This is a genomic window from Achromobacter sp., from assembly GCF_036567245.1.
Classification (GTDB): Bacteria; Pseudomonadota; Gammaproteobacteria; order Burkholderiales; family Burkholderiaceae_B; genus Achromobacter.
The window spans coordinates 1-19,352 of record NZ_DATCUY010000217.1 but is presented as its reverse complement, the minus strand read 5'-3'; the positions used below and the strand labels follow the sequence as shown (position 1 = coordinate 19,352).

General features: G+C 65.1%; 18 protein-coding genes, 1 tRNA gene and 2 pseudogenes. 13 read left to right on the top strand and 8 right to left on the bottom strand.

Going from position 1 to position 19,352, the window contains the following annotated elements:
* The first annotated feature begins 190 nt into the window (after positions 1-190).
* The 10 genes from VIR09_RS09445 (at position 191) to VIR09_RS09400 (ending at position 10,757) form a co-directional block, all read left to right on the top strand.
* A complete protein-coding gene (locus tag VIR09_RS09445) occupies positions 191-664 on the top strand; it encodes a (2Fe-2S)-binding protein (RefSeq protein ID WP_332012621.1) in 474 nt (157 codons plus the stop codon).
* Positions 661-2,952, top strand: a complete 2,292-nt coding sequence (locus VIR09_RS09440) for a xanthine dehydrogenase family protein molybdopterin-binding subunit (protein WP_332012620.1) — start codon at positions 661-663, stop codon at positions 2,950-2,952. Before VIR09_RS09445 ends, VIR09_RS09440 begins: the two co-directional genes overlap by 4 nt.
* Before the next feature lie 2 nt (positions 2,953-2,954).
* Positions 2,955-3,971 (top strand): XdhC family protein, encoded by a 1,017-nt coding sequence (locus tag VIR09_RS09435; protein ID WP_332012619.1) that lies wholly within the window; start codon positions 2,955-2,957, stop codon positions 3,969-3,971.
* A gap of 311 nt (positions 3,972-4,282) precedes the next feature.
* Entirely contained in the window at positions 4,283-4,873 is a 591-nt protein-coding gene (locus tag VIR09_RS09430; RefSeq protein ID WP_414639411.1) for a hypothetical protein, read from the top strand.
* Between the two features lie 15 nt (positions 4,874-4,888).
* Positions 4,889-6,070: a cystathionine beta-lyase gene (metC, locus tag VIR09_RS09425; protein WP_332012618.1), complete on the top strand. Its 1,182-nt coding sequence runs from the start codon at positions 4,889-4,891 to the stop codon at positions 6,068-6,070.
* Between the two features lie 51 nt (positions 6,071-6,121).
* Positions 6,122-7,699, top strand: a complete 1,578-nt coding sequence (locus VIR09_RS09420; RefSeq protein ID WP_332012617.1) for a rhodanese-like domain-containing protein — start codon at positions 6,122-6,124, stop codon at positions 7,697-7,699.
* Between the two features lie 29 nt (positions 7,700-7,728).
* Positions 7,729-8,568, top strand: a complete 840-nt coding sequence (locus tag VIR09_RS09415) for an ABC transporter substrate-binding protein (protein ID WP_332012616.1) — start codon at positions 7,729-7,731, stop codon at positions 8,566-8,568.
* A gap of 34 nt (positions 8,569-8,602) precedes the next feature.
* Entirely contained in the window at positions 8,603-9,304 is a 702-nt protein-coding gene (locus VIR09_RS09410; RefSeq protein WP_332012615.1) for an amino acid ABC transporter permease, read from the top strand.
* A gap of 3 nt (positions 9,305-9,307) precedes the next feature.
* Entirely contained in the window at positions 9,308-10,006 is a 699-nt protein-coding gene (locus tag VIR09_RS09405) for an amino acid ABC transporter permease (protein WP_332012614.1), read from the top strand.
* A gap of 4 nt (positions 10,007-10,010) precedes the next feature.
* On the top strand, positions 10,011-10,757 hold the full coding sequence (locus VIR09_RS09400; protein ID WP_332012613.1) for an amino acid ABC transporter ATP-binding protein: 747 nt from the start codon (positions 10,011-10,013) through the stop codon (positions 10,755-10,757).
* A 65-nt stretch (positions 10,758-10,822) separates the two neighbouring features.
* On the opposite strand, the gene VIR09_RS09395 is transcribed toward VIR09_RS09400, so the two are convergent.
* Positions 10,823-11,695, bottom strand: a complete 873-nt coding sequence (locus VIR09_RS09395; protein ID WP_332012612.1) for a LysR substrate-binding domain-containing protein — start codon at positions 11,693-11,695, stop codon at positions 10,823-10,825.
* A 179-nt stretch (positions 11,696-11,874) separates the two neighbouring features.
* Positions 11,875-11,951 (bottom strand) — tRNA-Arg (locus VIR09_RS09390).
* Positions 11,952-11,975: 24 nt separating this feature from the next.
* On the opposite strand from VIR09_RS09390, the pseudogene VIR09_RS31585 reads away from it, so the two are divergent.
* Positions 11,976-12,029: pseudogene (locus tag VIR09_RS31585) on the top strand (hypothetical protein); the annotation flags it as partial.
* A 7-nt stretch (positions 12,030-12,036) separates the two neighbouring features.
* Here the strand turns inward: VIR09_RS31585 and VIR09_RS09385 are convergent.
* The 6 genes from VIR09_RS09385 to VIR09_RS09360 all read right to left on the bottom strand — a co-directional run bounded on the left by VIR09_RS09385 (position 12,037) and on the right by VIR09_RS09360 (position 17,012).
* A complete protein-coding gene (locus tag VIR09_RS09385) occupies positions 12,037-12,621 on the bottom strand; it encodes an XRE family transcriptional regulator (RefSeq protein WP_332012611.1) in 585 nt (194 codons plus the stop codon).
* A 12-nt stretch (positions 12,622-12,633) separates the two neighbouring features.
* Complete coding sequence (locus VIR09_RS09380; protein WP_332012630.1) at positions 12,634-13,926, bottom strand: FAD-binding oxidoreductase; 1,293 nt, start codon at positions 13,924-13,926, stop codon at positions 12,634-12,636.
* An 11-nt stretch (positions 13,927-13,937) separates the two neighbouring features.
* On the bottom strand, positions 13,938-14,627 hold the full coding sequence (locus VIR09_RS09375; RefSeq protein WP_332012610.1) for an amino acid ABC transporter permease: 690 nt from the start codon (positions 14,625-14,627) through the stop codon (positions 13,938-13,940).
* A gap of 2 nt (positions 14,628-14,629) precedes the next feature.
* Positions 14,630-15,322, bottom strand: coding sequence for an amino acid ABC transporter permease (locus tag VIR09_RS09370; RefSeq protein WP_332012609.1), 693 nt, complete (start codon positions 15,320-15,322; stop codon positions 14,630-14,632).
* Positions 15,323-15,326: 4 nt separating this feature from the next.
* The gene (locus VIR09_RS09365) at positions 15,327-16,118 is read right to left on the bottom strand and encodes an ABC transporter substrate-binding protein (protein ID WP_207471408.1); all 792 of its coding nucleotides are present in this window, start codon (positions 16,116-16,118) and stop codon (positions 15,327-15,329) included.
* Positions 16,119-16,262: 144 nt separating this feature from the next.
* Positions 16,263-17,012, bottom strand: a complete 750-nt coding sequence (locus tag VIR09_RS09360; RefSeq protein ID WP_332012608.1) for an amino acid ABC transporter ATP-binding protein — start codon at positions 17,010-17,012, stop codon at positions 16,263-16,265.
* 150 nt (positions 17,013-17,162) lie between these two features.
* On the opposite strand from VIR09_RS09360, the gene VIR09_RS09355 reads away from it, so the two are divergent.
* A complete protein-coding gene (locus VIR09_RS09355) occupies positions 17,163-18,665 on the top strand; it encodes an aldehyde dehydrogenase family protein (protein ID WP_332012607.1) in 1,503 nt (500 codons plus the stop codon).
* A 201-nt stretch (positions 18,666-18,866) separates the two neighbouring features.
* Positions 18,867-19,352, top strand: a pseudogene (locus tag VIR09_RS09350) (phospholipase); the annotation flags it as partial.

The following is a 19,352-nucleotide window of genomic DNA, read 5'->3' as shown; positions in this document are numbered from 1 at the left end:
GGCTGCAATAAGAGGTCAACCGGACGTGGCGCGCTCTCGCCACCGGCTCAAGCTCTTCGCGCTTGAGTTCCGTCTAGAACAATTAGGCAGAATTTTTGAATTTTTAGGCAGAATTCCGATTTGAATAAATGATTCACTCATGGTTCGGGCAAGCCTACGCCTGTCATGCCCGCCCTCCAAGGATTCCTCTATGACCCAACTTCAAATCAATGGCCACGCCAAGGATATCGACGTCCCGGGAGAAACGCCCTTGCTCTGGACTTTGCGGGATGAACTCGGCATGACCGGCACTAAATTCGGGTGCGGCATGGCATTGTGCGGCGCCTGTACCGTGCACATGGACGGCGCGCCGATCCGCTCCTGTGTCACCCCGCTTTCCGCCGTGGCTGGCCACAGCATCACGACCATCGAAGGGATAGAGGCAGACGCGGTCGGCCGGGCCGTGCAGCAAGCCTGGATAGAACAGAACGTTGCCCAATGCGGCTACTGCCAGGCGGGCCAGATCATGACCGCGGTAAGCCTGCTCAAGGCCACGGCGCAGCCGACGGATCAAGACATCGAAGACGCCATGAGCGGCAATATCTGCCGTTGCGGCACCTACCCCCGCATCCGCGCAGCCATTCAGCAGGCTGCCAAGCTCCTGGCCCAGGGAGGCAAGCAATGACGCACACCGCTCAACTTTCCCGGCGCGGCTTTCTGCAGGGCGCCTTGGGCGCGCTCACCCTGACGGTCACGACCAAGGGTTTGATCACGACAGCCTGGGCCGCCGAGCCCTCCGCCCAGAAGTACGGCGCTGACAGCATGCCCGGCGGCACCGTCGACGATCCGCTGGTTTTCGTCAGCATCGCCGTGGACGGCACCGTCACCATCGTCGCGCACCGCGCCGAAATGGGCACCGGCGTGCGCACCAGCCTGCCCATGGTGGTGGCCGACGAGATGGAAGCGCGCTGGGAGCGCGTGAAAGTCATACAGGCGCAAGCCGATGAAGCGCGCTATGGCAACCAGAACGTGGATGGCTCGCGCAGCGTGCGCCACTTCCTGATGCCCATGCGGCGCGTCGGCGCGGCCGCCCGGCAGATGCTCGAAGCCGCGGCGGCGGCGCGTTGGTCCGTTCCTCTGGCCGAGGTCAAGGCGGTGCAACATGAGGTGCTGCACCTGCCATCCGGACGCCGTTTGACTTATGGCGAGTTGGCGGCCGACGCGGCCGGGCAGCCTGTCCCCGCGGGCGATGCGCTCAAGCTCAAGGATCGGAAAGAGTTCCGCTACATCGGAAAGGACCAGGTGCGCCTGGTGGACCTGGAGGCCATCGGCAAGGGCCAGGCGAGCTACGGCATGGATATGCGCCTGCTCGGCATGGTCTATGCCGTCGTCGCGCGTCCGCCTGTCGTCGGCGGCAAGCTGCGCCGTCTCGACAGCGCCAAGGCGCTGGCCGTGCCCGGCGTGCTGAAGGTCGTGGAGATTCCGCCGATGCAAGGGGCACCCGCATTCCAGCCCCTGGGCGGCGTCGCAATCGTCGCGCGCAACACCTGGGCGGCCCGTCAAGGCCGCGACGCGCTGGAAATCGAATGGGACGACGGCCCCAACGGCAGCTATGACTCAAGCGCCTACCGCCAGACGCTGGAATCGGCGGCGCGCAAGCCTGGCAAGACGATGCGCAGCCAGGGCGATGCCGCGCAAGCCTGGACCAAGGCGCCCGAGGCCGAGCGCGTCGCCGCGGAGTACTACGTTCCCCATCTGGCCCATGCCTCGATGGAACCGCCGGCCGCCACCGTCCGGATCAAGGATGGCCGCGCCGAGGTCTGGACGTCGATCCAGAACCCCGTCGCCGCGCGCGATGCCGTCGCCGCCCGGCTGAAACTGGAGCCCGCCAACGTCACGGTCAATGTCTTGCTGCTGGGCGGCGGGTTCGGCCGCAAGTCCAAGCCCGATTTCGTGGACGAGGCCGCCATCGTCGCCCGCGCCATGCCCGAAGGCACGCCAGTCAAGCTGGTGTGGACTCGCGAGGACGACATTCACCATGACTATCTGCATACCGTGTCGGTCGAACGCCTGGAGGCCGTCCTGGACAAGAACGGCCAGGTCCAGTCCTGGCTGCACCGTAGCGCCGCCCCCACCATCGCCTCCCTCTTCGCGGAAGGCGCCAAGGGCCAGCAGTTGTTCGAATCGGCCATGTCGGCCATCAACATGCCGTACCGCATTCCCAACGTCCGGGTGGAAACGGCCGAAGTGGAGGCCCATGCCCGCATCGGCTGGTTCCGCTCGGTAGCCAACATTCCGCACGCCTACGCGGCCCAGTGCTTCATTGCCGAATTGGCCCACCGCGCGGGCAAGGACCCCAAGGATTTCGCGCTCGACCTCATCGGCCCAGCGCGCAGGATCGACCCGGGCACGATGGCCGACACCTGGAATTATTCGGAATCCCCCGAGCGCTACCCCTATGACACGGGCCGTCTGCGCGGCGTGATCGAAGCGGCTTGCAACGGCGCGGAATGGGGAAGGACCCTGCCCCAGGGCCATGGCCTCGGGCTGGCATTCTGCTACAGCTTCATGAGCTACACCGCCACCGTGGTCGAGGTGGCCGTGGATGCAAAGGGCGAGGTGCGCGTGGTGGCCGTGGACATGGCGATGGACTGCGGCCCGCAGATCAACCCCGAACGCATCCGCGCGCAGATGGAAGGCGGCGCCATCATGGGCCTGGGGCTTGCCCTTGCCAGCGAGATTACGTTCGAGCAGGGCCGCGTGAAGCAGAGCAACTTCCACGACTATGAAGTGCTGCGCCACAATGCCTCACCGCGCGTGATCCGCACGCATCTGGTCAACGACGATCACGCCCTGCCTCCGGGTGGCGTAGGCGAGCCCCCGGTGCCGCCCGTGGCGCCCGCGCTGTGCAACGCCATCTTTGCCGCCACCGGCAAGCGGATCCGCAGCCTGCCGGTGCGCACGGTAGCCTAGGCATGGAGACGGTCGACGTCCGCGTGTTGCGCGAAGCCCGCGCCTGGCTGGCGGAGGGGCACAGGCTGCTGCTGGCCACGGTGGTCAAGACCTGGGGCTCATCGCCGCGCCCCGTCGGCTCCATGATGGCGCTGCGCGAAGACGGGCGTTGCGTCGGCTCCGTATCCGGCGGCTGCATCGAAGACGACCTGATACACCGGTATACCCGCGCCTATGGCGAGGGCGCCATTGCGCAAGGCGCGCCTGAACTGGTGCGCTACGGGATTGAAGCCGACGAAGCGCGGCGGTTCGGACTGCCTTGCGGCGGCACGCTGGAGCTTCTGCTGGAGTTCCAGCCTGACTACGAAACGCTGGACACCCTGGTCCGGCGGCTCGAAGCCGGCCAGTTGGTCCAGCGCACCGTCGACGTGACCACCGGAGCGGTGACATTGGCGCCGGCCTCGACGCCCGGCGCAGTGCAATTCGACGGTGCGACGCTTTGTTCCACGCTGGGGCCGCAGTACCGGATGCTGCTCATCGGCGCAGGCGCATTGGCGGAATACCTGGCCACCATGGCCTTGTTCAACGACTTTGCCGTGACAGTCTGCGATCCGCGGGGGGAACATGTGGGCAGCTGGTCCGTGCCCGGCGTGCACATCACGCGGGAAATGCCCGACGACGCCGTGCTGGCGCTGGCCCCCGACACGCGCACCTGCATCGTCGCCTTGAGCCACGATCCCAAGCTGGACGATCTTGCGCTCCTGGAAGCGCTGCACAGCCCGGCGTTTTATGTGGGCGCCATCGGTTCACGCCGCAATACGGGCATCCGCAGGCAACGGTTCATGGAGCATTTCGGCGAAACCGCCGCATCCCTGGAACGACTGCATGCGCCCGTCGGCATCCACATCGGCAGCAGGACGCCCGCGGAAATCGCGGTGAGCATCATGGCGGAGGTACTTGCCGTGAAGAACGGGGTTGCAATGCCTGCCGCGCAGACCGTAGGACAGGGCAAACGCAGCCTGGCGGCAGCCGGTTCCTGACGCAGGGCGTTGCTCTCGCTTCGCAGCGGGGCTAGGGGTTTCCCTTAAGGAACGCGATGTCGAGGGCGATAAACGCGCAAAAACGCTGCAACGCACCATTTCGTCTGAAGGATTGCCGGAGAACCGCATGAACAGGGGCTTGGCGGCATGGATCGAGGCTGCGCACAGCGCCCGAATAGGCCTATATAGGGCCTTAATTCATTAGCGATGCTTATTGATGGAGACCAAATTTAATTGGATTGAGTGCCAGGGGCTCATTAAGGTGATGACGATCCATCCTGACTTTCCGTCACCAACAAGGAATGCCCTACATGAACCAGAAGTCCAAACCGGGCGCCGCGGAAATCCGCGGCGCCATGGATGAAATCAAGGCCTTGTTCGAAGCCGAAGGCGAAAACCGCGGCACGCTTGCCAAGACCCTGGAAAAACTGATCGAGATAGCGTCGCACAAAGAGTGGTGGAGCGCCGAGCACTATCCCGACCCCGCGCCGGGTGACCTGCAGTCGCGGTACCTCATCAGCGAAAACGACGACCAGAGCTACGCGCTCTACTTGAACGTGATGCGCCCGGGCAAGAAGATCATTCCCCACAACCACACGACCTGGGCTTGCATCGCGGCTGTCGAAGGGGTGGAGATGAACTATGTCTACGACCGTCTCGACGACGGCACCAAGCCCGGCCACGCCAAGATCGAACAGTCTGCGACCGTGGTGGTCGAACCCGGCACCGGCATCGCTCTCATGCCCGACGACATCCACGCGGTGCGCATCGAGCACGACGACGTGATCCGCCATTTGCACATGTACGGCCGGGCCCTGGAAACGCTGGACAAGCGCATTGCCTTCGAGATGAAGGACAACACGTACCGGCACATGGACATTGGCATCAAGACCCAACGGTAAGGAAGGTGGCGAGCCATGGATGATAGGAACAAGCCCAAAGAGGGCATGTCGACGTCGTTGCTACGCGCCGGCCGGCCGCAACACGGCTGGGTAAATACGCCGGTCACGCGCGGCAGCACCTACGTCTTCGAGACGGTCGAACAATGGCGCGACGCGCGCCGCCGCCGCGACGAAGAGCGCCTGCTGTCGTATGGCTCGCGCGGCACGGACAGCACCCACGCGCTGGAAGATGCCTTGGTCGAACTGGAACAGGGGCATCGGGCCCGCGTGTTTCCGACGGGGCTGGCCGCCATCGCGATCGTGTTCCTGGCGTATCTGAAGACCGGCGACCACATCCTGATCACCGACGCGGTCTACGAGCCTGTGCGCCGGCTGTGCGGGGAAAGCCTGGCCCGGATGGGAATCACGTACACGTACTACAACCCCGACGGGTCCGACCTGGAATCGAAGATCCAGCCCAATACCACCATGATCTACGCCGAGAACCCCGGGTCGCTCACGTACGACCTGCTGGACTTGCGCAGGGTCTCCGAATTGGCCAAACGCAACGGCTGCCTGCTGGCCGTGGACAACACCTGGGGCTCGGGCATCCTGTACCAGCCGCTGGCCCAGGGCGCCGACATTTCCGTCATTGCCGCGACCAAGTACCTGAGCGGACATTCCGACGTGATGATGGGCACGGTCGTCACCACTGAAGCGGCGTGGCCGGCGCTGAACCGGGCCGCGCTGAACTACGGGCAAACAGTGGGCGCGGATGACGCCTATCTGCTGCTGCGCGGCCTGCGCACCTTGCCGCTGCGGATGCGGGCGCACCAGGAAAATATGCTGGCCATCGCCGACTGGCTCAAGCGCGATAAGCGCGTAGCGCACGTATTTTGCCCGGCGCTCGCACAAGGAGAAGAGCGGAAGCTCTTCGAGCGGGACTTCAAGGGCAGCAACGGCCTGCTGTCGGTCGAGTTCGTCCCTTCGGTTTCAACCGCGCAGATGGAAGCCATGATCGACTCGCTGGAGTACTTCGGCCTGGGCGCTTCATGGGGCGGCTTCGAAAGCCTGGTCGTGCCGATGAATCTGCCGGCAGCCCGTTCACTGTCGTCCTGGGAGGGCCGCGGCGCCATGTGCCGCCTGCATTGCGGCCTGGAAGACTCCGCCGACCTGATCGCGGATCTGCAGCGCGCGTTCGATGCACATCTCTCGTAGCAACAGGCGCCGGCGTCAGCCGGCACCATTTCCCTCCGCTAAAAAATGAATATGAACCACAGTGTTTGCGAGAGCGTGCAATCCGCTACGCTCAAGGCATGGCTGCACGATGGCGACGAGATCGCCCTGCTGGACGTACGGGAGCACGGCCGCTACGGCGAGGCGCATCTGTTCTATGCCACCAACGTCCCCTACAGCCGCCTGGAATTCGAGGTGCTGCGCCTGGCACCGAGAAAATCGGCCCGCATCGTCGTCTATGGCGAGGACTCCAGCGATGCGGGCAAGGCCGCCCAGGCGCTGGCGGGGCTGGGCTACCGCAACGTCTACGTGCTCGAGGGCGGAGTCCAGGCCTGGAAGCAGCAGGGCTATGTCCTGTTCGCGGGCGTCAACCTGCCCAGCAAGACCTTCGGCGAACTGGCCGAGCACGAATACCACACGCCGGCGATGGGCGTGGACGAACTGAACCGCCGCATCCGCGCCGGCGAAAACCTCGCCGTGCTGGACGGACGCCCGTTCACCGAATACCAGAAGATGAGCATTCCGACGGCAACCTGCTGCCCCAACGGCGAGCTGCCCCTGCATGTGGATGACCTGGTTCCGGACGAGTCGACCACCATCGTCGTGAATTGCGCCGGCCGGACCCGCAGCATCATCGGCGCCCAGACGCTGATCAACCTGGGGGTGAAGAATCCGGTATACGCGTTGGAGAACGGCACCCAGGGCTGGTTCCTGAACGACCATGCGCTGGAACATGGCCAGACGCGGCGTCACGCCCTCTCCGCCAGCCCCGCGGGCCTGGCCAAGGCCCGCGAGCGCGCGGCCGGACTCGCGCGCCGCCTGGGGGTACGCACCATCGATGTCCAGACCTATCGCAGCATGTGCGCCGAATCGGACCGCAGCACGTATCTCTATGATGTGCGCTCTCCCGAGGAATACCGCGCTGGCACTTATCCGCAGGCGGTGCACGCGCCGGGCGGCCAGTTGATCCAGGCCACCGACCAGTACGCCGCCGTGCGCGGGGCGCGCTTGGTGCTGCTGGATTCCGAAGGCGTGCGCGCGCCTACCGTGGCCGGCTGGCTGTCACAGCTGGGCTGGGACGCCTATGTGCTGGACACCGCTGGGGCCGAATTGGACGCGCCGCCCGCGGCCACGCCGTCCATCGCATCCGTTCTGCCGCGCATCGGCGCGCAGCAGGTGCGCGAACTGCGCGACCAGGGCGCCTTGCTGATCGACCTGCATCCCAGCATGGACTACCGCCGCGAGCACATCCAGGGCGCGCGCTGGAGCATCCGTGAACTGGCGCCCGGGATGGAGCTTGAAGGCCGTCGGCATGTCGTCCTGCTCGCGGACGACGAACGCGTGGCGGAACTCTACTCGCGGGACCTGCGCGTTCCGCCAGGCACGGCGCTGTATGTTTGCGCCGACGAGCGGCAGTGGCAGGAGGCGGGCCTGCCGCTAGAGACGACGCCCGATGTTCCGTCGGACATCGAATGCATCGATTTCCTGTTCTTCGTCCATGACCGTCACAGCGGCAACAAGGCGGCGGCCATGAAATACCTGGAGTGGGAGACGAACCTGGTCAATCAGATAGACAGCCAGGAACGCGCCACCTACCGCTTTTCACTCTGAGATTCACCACTAAACAAGGGGTAAATGCCATGAAGCAATCCGGCCTGGTCGTGCTGGCTACCGTCATGATGGGCGCCTCGGCCCTGAGCCTGTCGAATATGGCTCAAGCCCGGGACCTGAAGACTATCGAGGCAAGCAAGAAATTGATATGCGGAACGCAGAACGCCAGTTCGCCCTATGCGTTCCAGGATCCCGCGACCCGCAAGTTCGTCGGCTATGACGTGGACATGTGCCAGGCGCTTGCCAAGGGCATGGGCCTGGAGTTCGAGCACAAGGCAATGTCCACGGAAACGCGCATCCCCGAACTGCGTTCCGGGCGCGTCGACATCGTCGCCGCTTCGATGGCGTACCTGCCCGAACGCGCCGAGCAGATCGATTACAGCCTGCAATACCTGCAGGGGAATATCAAGGTGCTGGTGCGCAAGGACGAGAACATCACGCAGCTGGCGCAATTGGCGGGCAAGCGGGTTTGCGCCAGCAAGGGCTCCAGCTCGGCCGCCATCGCCAGCCGCGTGCTGCCGCAGGCCCAGATGGTGAATTACCAGGACTTGAATACCTGCTACCTGGGGCTGCAGAACGGGAAGGTCGACGCGATCAGCGGCGGCGAGCTCGTGCTCAAGCGCTTTGTGGTGGAGTCCGCCAAGGCCGGCGCCCAGGCTGCCTTGATCGAGGAGCCCATCTATACCGAACGCATCGGCCTGGGCGTGGCCAAGGGCAACAAGGAATTGCTCGACGCGGTCAATGCCCAGCTGGTCAAGCTGGACAAGAGCGGAGAGCTCGACGCCATCTACGCGAAGTGGCTGGGCAAGGACTCGATCTACCAGCTGACGCGCCAGTTCAAGGTCGAGCCCGTCGCGCAGTCCAACTGAAGGGGGTAGCGGAAGGCCCGGCCAGGCTTTCCCGATGCATATGAATCTGGATCTTTCCTTTTTGCTGCAAGGGCAGTATGCGTCCATGCTGCTGGTCGGGTTGCGGACCACCCTCACGCTTTTCATCTTGTCCGCCCTGCTCGGCATGGCGATTGCCATCGTGATCGTCGTGCTGCGTTCGATTCCCTTCAAGCCGCTCAACGCCCTGATCGCGGCATTCGTGGAATATCACCGCGACGTGCCCACCGTTGTGCAAATCCTGGTGTGGTTCTTCGGCGTGCCGCAGATCCTGCCGCCGGCGGTCAAGGCCTACGTCAACAGCGGCCAGACGGAACTGATGTTCGCGACCATTGCGCTGGCGTTGAACGTCAGCGCGTACTGGTCGAATGACATCCGCTCGGGCCTGAAGGCGATCCCCGCGGCGCAGTTCGAGGCGGCGCGCTCCGTCGGCCTGGGATTCTTCCAGGCCATGCGCTACGTCATGCTGCCGCAGGCCTTGCGCATCAGCGTGCCGCCGCTACTCAATCGCTCGCTGATCCTATTCAAGGACACCAGTCTGGCCATGGTGATCGGCGTGACGGAGCTGACCTACCAGATCAAGAGCATCGACAACCTGACATTCAGGACATTCGACGTCCTGGCCCTGGCGACGATCGTCTACCTGATCTGCTCCTTGACCATCATGTTTCTCGGCCGTTGCTTTGAAAGGCGGTTCCCGTCTGCGTACAGGGGATAACAAGTGCTCGAAATCATCCACAAGTACGGAGTCATGTTCCTGGTGGGGGCCTGGCCGAACGGCTCCCTGGGAGGCTTGGCCGCCACCCTGATCCTGTCTGCGTCGGGCCTGCTGCTGGCCTTTCCCATTGCAGTCCTGCTGGGTTTCGCGCGCATCAGCGACTACAAGGCGCTGCGCTGGTTCGCCGCCGGCTGGGTCGTGGTGCTGCGCGCCATCCCGCTGATCATGCTTATCTTCTGGGCCTACTTCCTGGTGCCAATGGTCATCGGTACGTCGGTATCGGTGTTCACCACGGCCCTGACCGCCATCGTCCTGTACGAAAGCGCATTCCTTGCAGAAATCGTGCGGGCGGGTCTGCAAGGCCTGCCGCGAGGCCAGACGGAGGCGGCCCGGGCGGCCGGCCTGTCGTACTGGCAGAGCATGCGCTATGTCATCCTGCCGCAGGCCCTGGTGAACATGATCCCTTCGCTGGTCAACCAATTCGTGTCGACGGTCAAGGCGACTTCCATTGTCTACATCATCGGAATGGAAGAACTGACTTTCGTGGCCAACCAGGTCAATAGCATCGAACTGACGTCCGCCCTGCAGACGTACCTGGTGCTAGCCTGCATTTATTTGCTGGTGTGCATGGGGCTGTCCTACGCGGCGCGCCGGGTCGAAACCAATATCAACAGGCGCCGCGCGGGCCTGGCTCAGGGGTAGAGAGATGATAGAACTGAAGAACGTCAACAAGTGGTACGGCAGCTACCACGCCTTGAACGACGTCAACGGCACGGTGGCCAAAGGCGAGGTGCTGGTCATCTGCGGCCCCTCCGGGTCCGGAAAATCGACCACGATCCGCACGATCAATCGCCTGGAAGCGATCCAGAAGGGCGAAATCCTGATGAACGGGCGCAGCATCTACGACCCGAAACTGAATATCAACGCGTTGCGCGCGTCGGTCGGCTTCGTCTTCCAGCAGTTCAACCTGTTTCCGCATTACTCGGTGCGGGAAAATATCACCCTGGCCGCTCGCAAGGTATGCGGGCTGGGCAAAGGCGAAGCCGATGCGCTTGCCGCCGATCTGCTGGCCAAGGTGGGCCTGGCGCACAAGATCGACGCGATGCCGGGCAACCTGTCGGGCGGCCAGCAACAGCGCGTGGCCATCGCGCGGGCGCTGGCGCAGCGTCCGCCGGTCCTTCTCTTCGATGAGCCCACTAGCGCGCTCGACCCTGAAATGGTGGGCGAAGTGCTGGCTGTCATGAAGCAGCTTGCTGCGGAAGGGATGACCATGGTCGTCGTGACCCACGAAATGGAGTTCGCGCGCGAAGTCGCGGATCGCGTCTGGTTCATGGACCAGGGCCGCATCCTGGAAGACAGCACGCCGGAAGAATTCTTCACGGCGCCCAAGCATCCGCGCGCCCGCAAATTCCTCGAAGACATTTTGCGCCGCTCAGTGGCGGTCCCGGCCTGACGCGAGGGTTCCGCCCTGTTTCCGGCCGCCCGCCGCGTAGTGGCGCATCGCTGCCGCTACCCGAACTACGCTTGTTCAGGATGCTCGGTAAGTCCCAGATTGGTCTTGAGCATGTCGTAGACGCGCCGGGCCAGGGTAGGCGCCTTGTCGGGACGGATCCACAGAAAATAATGCACCATGGGCAAGGGCGGCAGGCCGTCCTTCTCGCCCAGGACGCGCATGTCGGGCCCCAGCATCTCGACGCTGCGGGCCGTAATGCCCAGGCGGGCGCGCACCGCCGCCTTGATCCCCACCAGATTGGGCGCGGCGTAATGGGCATGCCAGGGGATTCCGGCCTTTTCCAGCGCATCCAGCGCCAGCCGGCGGAAGATGCTGCGTTCATCGACGAGCACCAGCGGAATCGGCGCGTTCGGGTTGTGGACGTAGTCCGCGGAACAGATCCAGACGGTGGGCGACGTACGCAGCACCACCCCCTCGAATTCCGGGTCGAAGCGCGTAGAGATGATGAGATCGATCTCGCCGTTGCGCAACGCGGGGTTCAGGTCCGGGCTTCTGCCGACGCGTATCTCGATATTGATCTGCGGCGACGAATTCGCAATCTGCGTCAAAAGTGTCGGCAAAATGGTTTCCGCCACGTCGTGCGGAGAACCCAGCCGCAGCACGCCTTCCAATTGAGCATCCTGCATGGCGCGCAGCGCCTCGTCGTTGATGGCCAGCATGTGCCGCGCATAGCGCACCAATTTCTGGCCCTGCGCGGACAACAGCTTCTTGCGCCCCTGCTTTTCAAACAGCGGCACGCCGAGCATGGTCTCAAGCCGCTGCATCTGTTGCGTGACCGCCGATTGGGTCTTATGCAGTTGCTCGGCCGCTCCCCCGAACGTCTCGAAATGCGAGATCGCCACCAGCGTGCGCAGGGTCTCAAGATCTAGCGTGCGCAAGAGTCGCCACCAGGAAATGGGGAAGACGGCCTTCCCGTTAGGGGCATGGAATCAAGTCCATGGAAGCGCTTGCCGGTCGTGATGCGCATGGCTGCCCTCCATAATGGCCGGAAAGTTCCAGCAATTGCCATGTTAGCGGCCAACAAGCCGGCGTAAGCGCTTGATCCCGCATGCAATCCTGGCGCGGCAGGAGGGGCTCGAACCCCCGACCCCGGGCTTAGAAGGCCCGTGCTCTATCCAGCTGAGCTACTGCCGCGCAGTGTGGTGATGGCCCGGAAACGATCCGGGCGGCGCATTTTACCTTGTTGCGGCCGGCTTGGCAGGCCGGCGGCGCCGGCGCCCTATTCCTCGCCTATATCCGCGTGGGTCGACACCCACAGTACCAGGGCGTCGTCCGGACTCAGGCTGATCACCCGGTGGCCCATGCGGCTGTCTATATAGAAGCTTTCCCCGGCCTTCAGCCGGGCGGGTTCGTAGAACTCGGTGTAGAGCTCGACCTCGCCTTCCAGGACGTAGACGAATTCCTCGCCGCGATGGCGGCTCCAGTCGTGGAATTCGTCGAAGGAGCGCGCCTTGACCCGGGTATGGAAGGGCATCATGCGCTTGTGCGACAGCGCGGTGCAGAGCAGGCGGTGGTCGTAGTACGGCGTGTCGTATTGGCGCCCTTCGCCCTGGCGGCTGAGGCTGCGGCGGCCGGTGCCCATGTGGGCGTCGGACGCGGTGAAGAGTTCGGCCACGTCCAGTTCCAGGCCCGCCGCGATCTTGATCAGGTTGTCATAGGTGGGCGACAGCAGGCTGTTTTCGATCTTGGACAACGTGGACGCGGACACGCCGGTGGCCGCGGCCGCCTGCTTCAAGGTCCATGCCCGCGCCTGGCGCAAGGCTCGCAGCCGTTGTGCCAATACGCTCTGTTTGCTGCCTTCCATCTATGCACCCTGTCATGCCCGCGACCGCCGCTCCCGCCACCAGTCGCGCGCCTGGTAAGACCAATAAGTTAGTTGCACCGCCGCCGTGCCGAAGCCGCCGCCGTTCCACGCCAGTCCGAAAGGCGCAAACAGCTTGTAGCGCTGGGTGTCGCCCGCGATCCCTTCGGCGACCACCCGGCCGCCGATCGACGCAGTGTTCATGCCATGTCCGCCGAACGCCGTGCAGTACCAGACGTCCGGCGACAGCTGGCCGATCTGCGGCATCAGATGCCGCGCGTAGGCCATGCGCCCCGACCACGCCGTCTCCACCCGCAGCCCCTGCAATTGGGGATAGACGGAAAGCAGTTCACGGCGCAGCGACTCCGCCAGATCGGGCGGGTCGTCGACACGGGTGGTGATTCTACTGCCCCAGCCGATGCGCCCGCCGTCGAGCACGCGGTAATAGTTGCCGGCGCGCCGGTCGTCGCCGATGGCGGCGGTGGTGCGGATCGCTTCGTGCACCCTGTCGCCCAAGGGCTCGGTCAGCATGATGTAGGTGGCGATGGGCAGCATCGCGCGGCGCAGCGCGGGGACCACGTCCTCGGTGTAGCCGCCGGTGGCCAGCACCACGGTGCGGGCGTCGACCTGGCCGTGCTCCGTCTTCAGGCGCTTGACCGCGCCGTCCAGGACCGCCTGCGTGACGGGCGAGTCCTCGTGGATGCGCACGCCCAGGCGCGCGCATTCGCGGGCCAGCGCGCGGGCGTAGTTCAGCGGATGGAAGTGGAAGGACGTGGGGTCCTCGACGCCCTGGTGATAGACATCGGACAGCAGGCGCTCGCGGACCTGGGTGCGGCTCAAGAGGCGCACGTCGCGGCCGAAGTCGCGCTGCTGGCTGTCGCACCACTGCCGCAGGGCGTCGGTGGCCTCATAACGCACCACGCGCAGCCGGCCGTCGACCTTGCAGGCGTCGACGATGTCCAGGTCGCGGATGTTGTTGCGGATGATCTCCACGCCTTCCATGGACAGCCGGTAGAGCTTGCGGTAATGGTCTTCATCGACGTGCTTCCTGATGGCGTCGGCCCCGGCGGAGAATGCCGGCGACACCGAGCCGCCGTTGCGTCCCGACGCCCCCCAGGCGATGCGCCGCCCTTCCAGCAAGGTGACGTCGCGGCCGCGGCGCGCCAGTTCCAGCGCGGTGGACAGGCCCGCCAGTCCGGCTCCGACCACGCAGACGTCGGTGCTGGAGCTGCCGGACAGGGGCGCATAGCGGGTGGCGCTGTCGGCCAGCGTGCGCTTGTAATAGGTGTCGATGTACTCGGAAGCCATGGTGGTCGGCATCAGTTCAGGCCTGCGCCCTGCAAGCCGCCCGTCAGGCGCTTTTCCAGCCAGTTGGCCAGGCGCAGCAGCGGGTAGCAGTAGATGAAGTAGATGGCGGCGATCATGCTGTAGATGAACAGCGACTTGGCCGGGAAGGTGATGATGAAGACCTCGCCCTGTCGCGTCAGCTCGGTGATGCCCACCACGGAAAGAATCGCGGTGCTCTTGATCAGCATGACGTAGACGCCGCTCATGGGTTGGACGATCAGGCGCATGGCCTGCGGCAGGATGACCAGCCGCAGGATCTGGAACGGCCTCAGGCCCAGTGTCATCGCGCCTTCGGTCTGGCCGCGCGGCACCGCCTGGATCGCGCCCATGACGATCTCGGCGACGTAGCAGGACGTGTAGACCGACAGCGACACGAAGGCGGCGGTGCCGGAATCCCAATGCAGCATTTCGATGCCGGAACTGGGCAGCACGAAGTAGAAGATATAGAGCTGCACCAGGAACGGCGTGCCGCGCAGGACGTGTATGTACAGGCCCAGCAGCTGATGCACGCCGCGGATGCGGTAGCTGCGGATCACACCGATCACGAAGCCCAGCAGGGATCCGGCGATGATGGCCACGAAGGAGATCTTCAAGGTCTCCCAGAAGCCCTTCAACAGGAAGGGCAGCACGACGCCGGCGGTGGAAAGATAGGAATCCAGCATGCTTACCTCGCGTTCCAGGCGGGACCCGCCAGCCAAAGGCTCACGCCGCGCGACAGCAGCAGCATGCAGGCATAGATCAGCAAATAGCCGGCCGCGATGGTCAGGAAGCTCTCGTTGGGCACGATGCGGTCGCTGTTCATCTGCACGCCGGCTGCGACCAGTTCGAACACCGTGATCAGCGACAGCAGCGAAGTGTCCTTGATCAGCACGGCGGTCTGGCCCAGCAGGGGCGGCAGCGTGTTGGCGAAAGCCTGCGGCAGCACGACATAGCGCAGGCGCTGGCCGTAATTCATGCCGCAGGCCTTGGCGCCTTCGATCTGGCCGCGCGGCACGGATTCGATGCCCACGCGGATGATCTCGCTCATGTAGGCGGCATGGTGCAGCGTCATCGCCATGATGCCCAACAGCATCTCGCTCCAGCCCTTGGCGCCGGGCACCAGCATGGGCACGGCGTAATAGACCAGATAGATCTGCACCAGCAAAGGGGTGGAACGGATGAACTGCACATAGGCCGCCACCGGCCGCCAGACGAGGGCGCGGGGCGACATATGGGCAAGCGCCAGCGGGACGCCGGCCAACACCGACAGCACCAGGCTTGCGCCCGCCGCGATCAGGGTATTGGCCAGGCCGGTGGCGAACTGGCCGGTGTACTGGCTGACGATGCGCCAGTTATAGAAATCGAGCAGCCAGTCCATGGGCTCAGTGGTCTTTCTTCCAGTCGGTGGAGTACCAGTACTTCACCTGTTCCGGCAGCGTGTTGTCGGCCGTCTTCAGCGTCTGCCAGTTGTCCAGCCAGAACTTCAGGCGGAAGGCGTTGGGGCCGACGGCGAAAGCCAGGGGCTCGCGCACCATGATGCCGTCCAGCACGCGCAGGTTGCCAAAGTCGACCAGGAACTGGTTGGCGGTGGACAGCGACATGATGCCGGCGTCCAGACGGCCACTGGACAGGGCCTGCCCGACCGGCGCGCTGCCACCCGAGAATTCCTTCATGGTGGCCTTGGGCAGCATTTTCTTGCCCACTTCCGCATAGGTGCTGGCGCCCAGCACGCCCACGGTCACGCCATCCTTGTTGAGTTCCTCGTACGACTTGTAGGGCGAATCCTTGGGCACCACGGCCACGGTGTCCGCATAGAACATCGGGGTGGAGAACAGCACCTGGGCCGCGCGCTGCGGGGTGGGCGTCATGTCGGCGGCCACCATGTCGGCCTTGCCGGACAGCAGCGCCGGAATCAAACCCTTCCACTCGTAGTCCTGCAACACCAGCTTCACGCCCAGGTCGTCGGCCATGCGCTTGGCCACTTCCACGGCCAGGCCGGTGCGCTTGCCGGTCTTGTCCATGAAGCTCATCAGCGGCCCGGAGGTCTGCACCGCGACGCGCAGTTCGCCGCGCTTGAGGATGTCGCCCAGTTCGTCGGCCTGCGCGGGCAAGGCGACGGTGGCGGCCGCCAGGGCGACGCCGGCCAGGCCCAGCCATTGTTTGATTTTCAGCATTTCCTACCCCTTGTGGTGAATGGACTCACGTCGTTCCGGGCAAAGCACAGTGCGCCGGCAGCGCCCGGATCAGCCGGACCGGCCCTGGTTACCGCCGGACGCCGCGCAGGCGCGGACAGTCCGTTGCTACCTTGCTGCTAGGGACTACAGAATCTTTTCCAGGAAGGCACGGGTGCGCGCTTCCCTGGGGTGGCCGAACACCTCGTCCGGCGTGCCCATTTCCACGATGCGGCCGGCGTCCATGAAGAGCGCGCGGTCGCCCACGTCGCGGGCGAAGCCCATTTCATGGGTCACCACGGCCATGGTCATGCCGTCGCGCGCCAGCGCGCGCATCAGTTCAAGAATGCCTCCCACGGTTTCGGGGTCGAGCGCCGAGGTGGCCTCGTCGAACAGCATCAGTTTGGGGTCCATGGCCAGCGCGCGCGCGATCGCCACGCGCTGCTGCTGGCCGCCGGAGAGCTGGCTGGGATAGCGCGCGCCGTAGTCGCCCATGCCGACGCGGCCCAGCAGTTCGCGGGCGTAGCGTTCGGCGTCGGCGCGGCCGCGGCCGCGCACCACGCGCTGGGGTAGCGCGACATTGTCCAGCGCGGTACGGTGTTGGAACAGGTTGAAGTGCTGGAACACCATGCCGACTTCGGTGCGCCAGCGGTTGACGTCGGTGGCCGGGTCCGTGAGCGATACGCCGTCCACGCGGATGGCGCCGCTGTCTATGCTTTCCAGGCCATTGAGCGTGCGCAGCAAGGTGCTCTTGCCGGATCCGGAGGGGCCGACCACCACCATGACCTCGCCTCGGCCGAGCTCGCAGTCGATGCCGTCCAACGCCAGATGCGGGGCCTGCCCGTCGCGTTGATAGGTCTTGCTGACTGCCTGGACTACCAGCAGAGGTTCCGCCACGGATCCACCTTCGTACGAGTGCTGCCTTGGTTTAAAAAGGTTTCGCAATTCACGCTGGAGTTTCGTATAGTAAATTTTTTTCCAGAATCGCCACTTAGGCATAACCCTTAAGCGAAGACAGGCTCTTCGCAGGCAACCCAAGGAACCGGCATGGACACCCCCCAAGACATCCTGCGCGCGCTCGGGCTGAACCCGGAATCTCTCACCGGCGGCACGCTGCGCGCACGCAGCCCGATCGACGGCGCCGAACTGGCCCAGGTCCACGAGCACACGGTAGCCCAGGCCCATTCCGCCATTACCCGCGCGCGCCAGGCCAGCCTGGCATGGCGCGACGTGCCGGCGCCGCGCCGCGGCGAGCTGCTGCGCCTGTTCGGCGAAACGCTGCGCCAGCACAAGCGCGAGCTGGGCCGCCTGGTCAGCCTGGAAGCCGGCAAGATCGTGGCCGAAGGCGAAGGCGAAGTGCAGGAAATGATCGACATCTGCGACTTCGCCGTGGGCCTGTCGCGCCAGCTTTACGGCTTGACGATCGCCTCCGAACGCCCCGGCCACCGCATGATGGAAACCTGGCATCCGCTGGGCGTGGTCGGCGTGATCAGCGCGTTCAACTTCCCGGTGGCCGTGTGGTCCTGGAACGCCGCGCTGGCGCTGGTCTGCGGCAACGCCGTGGTCTGGAAGCCGTCGGAGAAAACGCCGCTGACCGCGCTGGCTTGCCAGGCGCTTTTCGCCCAGGCCGCGCAACGCTTCGGCGATGCGCCCGCCGGCCTGTCCGAGGTGTTGATCGGCGGCCGCGACATCGGCGAAGCGCTGGTCGACTCGCACGCCGTGGCCTTGGTGTCGGCCACTGGCTCGACCCGCATGGGCCGCCAGGTGGGTCCGCGCGTGGCGCAGCGCTTCGGCCGCGTGCTGCTGGAACTGGGCGGCAACAACGCCATCATCGTCGGCCCCACCGCCGACCTGGACATGGCCGCGCGCGGCATCGTGTTCGGCGCCATCGGCACGGCCGGGCAGCGCTGCACCTCGACGCGCCGCCTGATCGTGCATGAAAGCGTGGCCGACGACCTGGTGCAGCGCCTGCACAAGGCTTATGCCAGCGCCACCATTGGCAATCCGCTGGACGGCGGCACGCTGGTCGGCCCGCTGATCGACCGCGTGTCCTTCGACGCCATGCAGGCCGCCTTGACGGCGGCGCGCGAACAGGGCGGCAAGGTCACGGGCGGCGAACGCGTGCTGGCCGAGCAGTATCCCGAGGCCTGGTACGCGCGCCCTGCCATCGCCGAAATGCCGGGCCAGACCGACGTGGTCTGCCACGAGACCTTCGCGCCCATCCTGTACGTGATGCGCTACACCGATTTCAACCAGGCCCTGGCCTTGCAGAATGGGGTGCCGCAAGGCCTGTCGTCCGCCATCTTCACCAATGACCTGCGCGAGGCCGAGACCTTCCTGTCGGCGGCCGGCTCGGATTGCGGCATCGCCAACGTCAACATCGGCACCTCGGGCGCCGAGATCGGCGGCGCCTTCGGCGGAGAAAAGGAAACCGGGGGCGGCCGCGAATCGGGTTCGGACGCCTGGCGCAACTACATGCGCCGCGCGACCAACACCATCAACTATTCGCGCAACCTGCCGCTGGCTCAGGGCATCAAGTTCGGCGAATAAGCCCGCAAAAAGCTTGAAACGCAAGGCCCCGCGCACTGTCGACAATGCGCGGGGCCTTGTCTCGTGGGACGTGTGCGTCCGCCCGCAGACATCCTGAGTAACACCTGTTTATTACACGCCCTACATCCGATAAGCCTGCCTTACAAACAGTTTCGGCGTGCGATGCTACATTGCCTCGTCACAAAAAAACCATCGCACGCCATGTCCCGACGCCGTCACACACGCTTCTCCCTTGCCCTGCGCACCCTTGCCGGCGCTCTCGCCTTGGGCGCGGCAGGTTCCGCCGCCGCCGGTGTGTCGTACCGCCTGGACCGGCCGTCCGCCGCCCCCGGCGAAACCGTCACCATCGAGGCCGTGTTCTTCAACGAAGACAGCGCGCGCGCCAACTGGCAAGCACCGCCCGAGCTGGTGCTGCAGTGGCGCGGCCAGGACGGCCAGATCGTGCGCAGCCTGGCCAAGCTTGCCGGCGACCGCGCCAGCTACAGCGTGCCCGTCAATAACTTCGCGCGCATGGCGTGGACCGCCGTCGTGCCCAGCACGGCACGCGGCCTGCAAGCCGTCTCCATCGAAGGGCAGCCGTCGATGATGGCGCTGGACACCACCGGCCGTGAAAGCGGCACCGTTGCCAGCACGCCCGCCCAAGGCCCGGTGGTGGACGCCCGCAGCGGCCAGCCCGTGCCGGTCGCC

Excerpts from the sequence above, each read along its gene's own strand:
- VIR09_RS09435 (WP_332012619.1), top strand. The coding sequence starts at position 2,955 with ATGGAGACGGTCGACGTCCGCGTGTTGCGCGAAGCCCGCGCCTGGCTG.
- VIR09_RS09375 (WP_332012610.1), bottom strand. The coding sequence starts at position 14,627 with ATGCTGGATTCCTATCTTTCCACCGCCGGCGTCGTGCTGCCCTTCCTG.
- VIR09_RS09430 (WP_414639411.1), top strand. The coding sequence starts at position 4,283 with ATGAACCAGAAGTCCAAACCGGGCGCCGCGGAAATCCGCGGCGCCATG.
- VIR09_RS09370 (WP_332012609.1), bottom strand. The coding sequence starts at position 15,322 with ATGGACTGGCTGCTCGATTTCTATAACTGGCGCATCGTCAGCCAGTAC.
- metC (WP_332012618.1), top strand. The coding sequence starts at position 4,889 with ATGGATGATAGGAACAAGCCCAAAGAGGGCATGTCGACGTCGTTGCTA.
- VIR09_RS09440 (WP_332012620.1), top strand. The coding sequence starts at position 661 with ATGACGCACACCGCTCAACTTTCCCGGCGCGGCTTTCTGCAGGGCGCC.
- VIR09_RS09365 (WP_207471408.1), bottom strand. The coding sequence starts at position 16,118 with ATGCTGAAAATCAAACAATGGCTGGGCCTGGCCGGCGTCGCCCTGGCG.
- VIR09_RS09420 (WP_332012617.1), top strand. The coding sequence starts at position 6,122 with ATGAACCACAGTGTTTGCGAGAGCGTGCAATCCGCTACGCTCAAGGCA.
- VIR09_RS09385 (WP_332012611.1), bottom strand. The coding sequence starts at position 12,621 with ATGGAAGGCAGCAAACAGAGCGTATTGGCACAACGGCTGCGAGCCTTG.
- VIR09_RS09445 (WP_332012621.1), top strand. The coding sequence starts at position 191 with ATGACCCAACTTCAAATCAATGGCCACGCCAAGGATATCGACGTCCCG.
- VIR09_RS09400 (WP_332012613.1), top strand. The coding sequence starts at position 10,011 with ATGATAGAACTGAAGAACGTCAACAAGTGGTACGGCAGCTACCACGCC.
- VIR09_RS09355 (WP_332012607.1), top strand. The coding sequence starts at position 17,163 with ATGGACACCCCCCAAGACATCCTGCGCGCGCTCGGGCTGAACCCGGAA.
- VIR09_RS09380 (WP_332012630.1), bottom strand. The coding sequence starts at position 13,926 with ATGGCTTCCGAGTACATCGACACCTATTACAAGCGCACGCTGGCCGAC.
- VIR09_RS09410 (WP_332012615.1), top strand. The coding sequence starts at position 8,603 with ATGCATATGAATCTGGATCTTTCCTTTTTGCTGCAAGGGCAGTATGCG.
- VIR09_RS09415 (WP_332012616.1), top strand. The coding sequence starts at position 7,729 with ATGAAGCAATCCGGCCTGGTCGTGCTGGCTACCGTCATGATGGGCGCC.